Source organism: Streptomyces sp. NPDC026673 (genome assembly GCF_040638135.1).
GTDB lineage: Bacteria > Actinomycetota > Actinomycetes > Streptomycetales > Streptomycetaceae > Actinacidiphila.
Genome location: NZ_JBEZXR010000159.1, coordinates 1 through 5,244 on the forward strand (window position 1 = coordinate 1; position 5,244 = coordinate 5,244).

Annotated in this window: 9 protein-coding genes and 1 pseudogene; 1 reads left to right on the forward strand and 9 read right to left on the reverse strand. The window is 71.7% G+C overall.

Going from position 1 to position 5,244, the window contains the following annotated elements; translation table 11 throughout:
• Nucleotides 1-103, forward strand: a pseudogene (locus AB0F62_RS42325) (XRE family transcriptional regulator); the annotation flags it as partial.
• A gap of 1 nt (nucleotide 104) precedes the next feature.
• Here the strand turns inward: AB0F62_RS42325 and AB0F62_RS42330 are convergent.
• The 9 genes from AB0F62_RS42330 to AB0F62_RS42370 all read right to left on the reverse strand — a co-directional run.
• Nucleotides 105-329 (reverse strand): hypothetical protein, encoded by a 225-nt coding sequence (locus tag AB0F62_RS42330; RefSeq protein WP_361812128.1) that lies wholly within the window; start codon nucleotides 327-329, stop codon nucleotides 105-107.
• Nucleotides 330-575 (reverse strand): hypothetical protein, encoded by a 246-nt coding sequence (locus AB0F62_RS42335; RefSeq protein WP_361812131.1) that lies wholly within the window; start codon nucleotides 573-575, stop codon nucleotides 330-332.
• A complete protein-coding gene (locus AB0F62_RS42340) occupies nucleotides 572-1,258 on the reverse strand; it encodes an IS3 family transposase (RefSeq protein WP_361812134.1) in 687 nt (228 codons plus the stop codon). Before AB0F62_RS42340 ends, AB0F62_RS42335 begins: the two co-directional genes overlap by 4 nt.
• Entirely contained in the window at nucleotides 1,255-1,554 is a 300-nt protein-coding gene (locus AB0F62_RS42345) for a transposase (protein ID WP_361812137.1), read from the reverse strand. Before AB0F62_RS42345 ends, AB0F62_RS42340 begins: the two co-directional genes overlap by 4 nt.
• Nucleotides 1,555-1,653: 99 nt before the next feature.
• Nucleotides 1,654-2,340: a hypothetical protein gene (locus tag AB0F62_RS42350; protein ID WP_361812140.1), complete on the reverse strand. Its 687-nt coding sequence runs from the start codon at nucleotides 2,338-2,340 to the stop codon at nucleotides 1,654-1,656.
• Nucleotides 2,341-2,435: 95 nt separating this feature from the next.
• Nucleotides 2,436-4,208: a hypothetical protein gene (locus tag AB0F62_RS42355; RefSeq protein WP_361812143.1), complete on the reverse strand. Its 1,773-nt coding sequence runs from the start codon at nucleotides 4,206-4,208 to the stop codon at nucleotides 2,436-2,438.
• A 130-nt stretch (nucleotides 4,209-4,338) separates the two neighbouring features.
• Complete coding sequence (locus tag AB0F62_RS42360; protein ID WP_361812146.1) at nucleotides 4,339-4,551, reverse strand: hypothetical protein; 213 nt, start codon at nucleotides 4,549-4,551, stop codon at nucleotides 4,339-4,341.
• Between the two features lie 45 nt (nucleotides 4,552-4,596).
• Nucleotides 4,597-4,812, reverse strand: coding sequence for a hypothetical protein (locus tag AB0F62_RS42365; RefSeq protein ID WP_361812149.1), 216 nt, complete (start codon nucleotides 4,810-4,812; stop codon nucleotides 4,597-4,599).
• A 222-nt stretch (nucleotides 4,813-5,034) separates the two neighbouring features.
• Nucleotides 5,035-5,244, reverse strand: a 210-nt coding sequence (locus AB0F62_RS42370; protein WP_361812152.1) for a hypothetical protein, incomplete at its 5' end; no start/stop codon positions are given.

Below are 5,244 nucleotides of genomic sequence, written 5' to 3' on the forward strand. Positions count from 1 at the left end.
AGTGGCCACCCTCATCGCCAGTGTCCAGCGGCTCTCCGAGGCCGACCGGCGGCACGTCGCCGCCCTCGTCGAATCCCTCCTCCGCAGCCCCACCGGGTCATAGGTCACGGAGCGGGGGTGCTCCCCGGCGGAACGCGGCCGGCGACGTGGCACCGGAGCAGGAAACCCCTCTGGTCCAGGCCGCACAGCGCCGCCATCGGCTCGGCACCCCGGCGTGCGGAACGGTGCGCCGGTGCGCGCTCGAACCGGTGTGCCGTCAGCGCGCTCAGCAGCGCGCCGCCGTACGCCAGGCGCGGCAGCCACCGGCCCGCGGGGGCGGTCCCGGGCATTCAGCACGCCGCCGATCTCATGACGCGCAGCCAGCCGATCACCGCGTTGACGGTCGCGTAGTCGAGTTCGGCGATCCGGGCCACGGCGTCCGCGTCGTCCCGGCGGACCGGGACGCCGGCGGCGTCGAGGGCGCAGTGCAGCATGACCTGGTGCGCCTGGGTGGGCGGCAGGGGCTGACCCGGACGGATCTGGGACCGCAGCAGGTAGGAGATCGGCAACGGGGGTGTCGGTCGTTCCACGGTCATGATCGGGTCCCCTCGAAGTAGTCGGACAGGGCGGTGGTGAGGTCGAGCCGGCTGTGCCATTCGCGGTGGCCCAGGAGTTCCGTCTGCGCCCGGGCCCAGAAGGCTCCGATCACGGCGTGGTCGTTCCGGTCGGCGACCAGTCCGGTGGGGGGCGCCAGCCCTCGGGCGTGCGCGCGTTGGGTGAAGACGAGCGTGGTGAAGCGTCCCTCGGGCCGGGGCCCGGGGTGGACGGAGTGCCGCAGGACGGCCCTGCTCAGGGCATCCGCCGCCACCGCGGCGGCCGGTGCGGAACCCGTGCTCCAGCCCATCAGCCGCCGTGCGTGGGCGTCGAGCACGACCACGCACAGCAGCTCGCCCTGCCGGGTGGGCAGTTCGACGGCGTCGGTCACCCAGAGCCGGTCGGGGACACCGGGCCGGCCCTGGAGCCCGGCGCGCCGCATGAGCAGCTCCACCGTGCCGTGACTGATGGGGATGCCGTGCCGCAGGGTGAGCTCGTCGTGGATCCGCCGGTATCCGAAGGTGCCGCGGGAGGCGGCGTGGATGGAGGTGATGAGGTCCGTCAGCCACAGGTGCCGTGAGGCGCGGGCCGAGGGGGGCCGGCTGCGCCAGGTGAAGTACCCCGATTCCGAGATCCCGAGAACGCGCGTCGCGGTCCGGATCGGGAGTCCTTCACCGGCCATCATGTGCACGGCCTCGAAACGCCTTTTGGGGACACCACATCGCGCAGCAGTTCGGTGACCCGCCGGTGGACGGCGAGTTCGGTCTCCAGTTCGGCGATGCGCCTGTGCGCGGCGTTGAGTTCGGCGCCGCCGACGGCCGCGCGCCGCGGCCGTCCCAGGTGCGGCAGATGTGTGCGCCGCCACTGGTAGATCGTCTGGTCGCCCAGGCCGAGGTCCAGGGCGACCTTCTTCACGGGCTCGCCGGCGGCCAGCAGATCGAGGGCCTTGCGGCGCAGCTCGGGTGGGTATCGTCTGGGCACTTCATGCCTCCGGAAGGCCGGTCGTGGTCCCGGGCCGGGGACCCGTCTGGGGGTTTGGGGAGGTGAGGGACGTGTCCCCGGCCCGGAAGCGGTGGGGCGTCAGCTGACGTGGCGGTGCATGGTCACGGTGGGCCGGAACTCCCGCAGCGGACTGGCGCCGGCCCCTGCCGGGACCGCGGCCGCGGCGCGGTCGAGGACGGCCCTGACCTCGGCGGCGAGCGCGTCCGCACGGCGTTCGATCTCGGAGATCGGGTCGCCGCACCGCCTCAGCTCGGCCACCCGGCGCCGGATGTCGGCGAGCCGGTCCCGGTCGCGCGCGCTCAGGGTGAGCGGCCGCGGGGTCGCCACGATGAACTGGTAGGCGCCCGCGAAGGTCTGACATCCGGTGCAGTGCTGGTTGACGGCGCGGCTGATGTTCGTGGCGGTGACCCGCCGGATGTCGACACCGGAAGTGGTGACGATCTGGAAGGAGAGGGCGATCGAACGGCACGGGCGGGAGAGCGAGCAGCCGACGGAGGCGGCGACCGCCCGGTTGTGCGCGGTGGCCGCGATGAGCGGCCCGAACCGGTGGACCGAGAACTCCTCGTCGTACTGGACCGGGTGCGCCCGGTTGGCGAGGGTGTGCGCCTCGTCCACGGCGGTGCCGACGGAACGCGGGATGCGCGACCCCGATGCCGCGCCGGCCGGGGCCGCGGTGGCGAAGGCGACGAGGCCGACGGTGGTCAGCATGCCCAGCCGGACGGCCTTGCGGCCCACCGTACTGGTGCGGGGCTTTCGGTGCGTCACGGACTTCTCCTGTACGGATGGAAGGAATGTCGGGGGGAAGAGGGAAGGCGGAAGGGGGGAAGGGGCGGGGGAAAGGGGGCTGAGCGATTTCCGCGTCAGGTCGGCAGGGGCGCGGGGAAGGACACGGTGAAGCTCGGGATGGGGGGCTCCGAGGGCGTCGGCGACTCCGACGGCCCGGGGGTGGACGAACTCGCGGACGGGCTGGGCCCCGCCGTGGCAGTGGTCCGGGTGCTGCTGGGTTCCGGTTCGCTGCGGGTCGCCCGCGGGCTGGGCGACTTGGCCGGCGAGGGACTGCCGCTCGCCGACGCGGAGGCGTCGGCGGAGCCGGACTCCGACGGGGTGGCGGAGAGCTCGGTCGCCGGCGGCTCGCTCGCGGCCAGGTTCACCGGAGGTGCGGTGACGCTGGGCAGCGGCGCGGGGGCGACGGGGCGCAGGGGCCGGATCTCGGGAACCCCGGGCTGCAGGATGGGGGCGATCGGCGGCTGCGGCGGCAGCGGCTGGGGGGTCACCCCGCCCACCCACGCGGCGCACAGCGCAGCACCTCCGGCCAGCGTGGCCCCGCCGATGAGGAGCCTCAGCCGGAGATTCCCCTCCGTGGCGCGGACGACGTAGCGGACGAGCCGGCCCCCGAGGCGTACCGACAGATAGGCCGCCCCCGCCAGGGGGCAGATCAGCATGAGGCTGCCGACGACCCCGACCGTCCCGGCGGCGAACTGGCCGTCGGCGAAGGCCGAACCGGTCCCGGTCAGCTGCTCGACCAGGGAGCGCAGGCTCGTCTCGAGCAGACGGGGCAGGTTCCACAGCACATAGCCGAGCTCGGCCATGAGCAGGGGCACCATCGTCAGCACCCAGGTGGTGACGATGATCCGGGCGGAGCGCTTGAGGTCGGAGACCTCCGGGGGTACCGGGCGGCCCGGCAGCATGCTCCGCAGGATCGGCTTGATCTTGCCGAAGAGGTCCGGGACGCCGGCGAGGTCACCGAGGATGTAGTAGCCGTCCAGCCGGACGGCCGGCATCAGCTGCTCGATGATCTCGAAGTGGGCCAGGTAGATGGCGGCGAGGAAGAAGGACTGACCGGTGACGAAGTACCCGCCGGCCAGGGCCAGTATGAAGACGACGTTGAAGTAGACGCCGCCCAGGTCGGTGCGCATGCGCCCGCCCCGGCCGATCCGGTAGACGTCCGTGACGTCGGTGTACATCGACGGCCAGATCAGGAAGATGCCGCAGCCGATGGCGCCGGGGCGGGCCCCGCCGTACCGGCACGCGGAGGCGTGCCCGAACTCGTGGAAGACGAGCGAGGCCACGGTCAGCGCGAACACCACGAGCATGAGCACCGGCTGTTCCAGCACCTGGAGCACCGGGGTCATCGCCCCATGGACGGCGAACAGCCAGATCTCCATGGCGACCGCCGCCGAGAGCACCAGTGCCACCGCCGTCGGCCGGTGCAGCCAGGCCAGGGAACGGGCGATCCGGGCGACCTGCCGCTCGCGGAAGATGACCCGGTGCCCCTTCAGGACGAGCAGGAGGTCCGCGGTGGGCCCGGTGACCTGGTCGTCCTCCTGGCCGAAGGGGACGGTGACGCCCAGCGGCTGGAGCTTGGTCTCGATCAGGTAGTGCACGTTCTCGGCGCTGACCTCCCGGCCGAAGCGCCCGCTGACCCGGTGCGAGATGGCCTCGGTGTCGCGCCGCCCGTCGATGGCCCGGGCGACCAGGTACAGCAGCCGGCTCAGCTGGACGACCTGCCCGTCGCCCCTGCGGACGATGTACCGCGGCTCGGTGAAACCCCCTCCCTTGTACTCGCCGAGGAGTTGCAGTCCCGCGCCGAGCCGCGGAACGGGGAATCCCGTGTCGTAGGGAGGCTCCAACACGTCCGCGCCGTACACCGCCGTTCCCGTGGGTCCGGGGCCGTGAGCAATGTGACTTTCCGTCACCGTCCTGCTCTTCCTCCCGAGACGGACCGCGCCACGACGGGCGCGGTCCGCACACGCACGGGTGCTGTTACTGGCGGATGTTGATGGCCTGGACGGCCTCGGACTGGGCGACCGCGAACGGGGAGAACTGGTTCGCCGCGAGCGACTCGTTGTGGGCGGAGACGTGCGCGATGTTCTTGGTCACGTGCGTGGTCTTGACGAAGCTGAACTTGAGCTTGCCCAGGGCCTCACGGCCCGGCAGCAGCTCCGCGGACTCGGCGTCGAGCTGGTCCATGTTCATGAGGGGGATGCCTTTCTCGGTATACGGAAGGAGGTGGAACGCCGGCTACTGCTTGATGTTGATGGCCTGGGTGGCCTGCGACTGGGCGACCGCGTACGGGGACCACTCGTTGGCCGCGAGCGACTCGTTGTGGGCGGAGACGTGCGCGATGTTCTTGGTCACGTGCGTGGTCTTGACGAAGCTGAACTTGAGCTTGCCCAGGGCCTCACGGCCGGGCAGCAGCTCCGCGGACTCGGTGTCCAGCTCACGCATGTCGAGCATGGGGGATCCTTTGTACGAAGGGTGCGAACGGTCACCGGACCCCGGGCCCGTCCATCCACACCGGACGATCTGTCTGACGGCGTTGGACAGTAGCCCTGCGCACCGGCCCGGGCAAGCGATCGGCACTCATGACTTTCCGTCAACAGGCCGCGCGGGCAAGGGAAACGACAGGTGAGAGGGCCGACGGCGGTGGTCCGGCCGCCGGCCGCCGGCCGTGGGATATCACTCGAACGGGTCAATCCGCCCCCTGCCCGATGTGGGGAAGTCCCGGCAGAGGGTGCGAAGCACGACGAACCGGTGGCTATCCTCTCGATCCCCGAGGCGTATGGGCCGACAGAGCCTCCGGTGAGAGGGGTTCACGTGCTTGTCGTTCAAGGGGCGACCGCCACCGCCGTCGTCCGCCACCGGACCGGAGAGCCGGTGGTCCTGCTT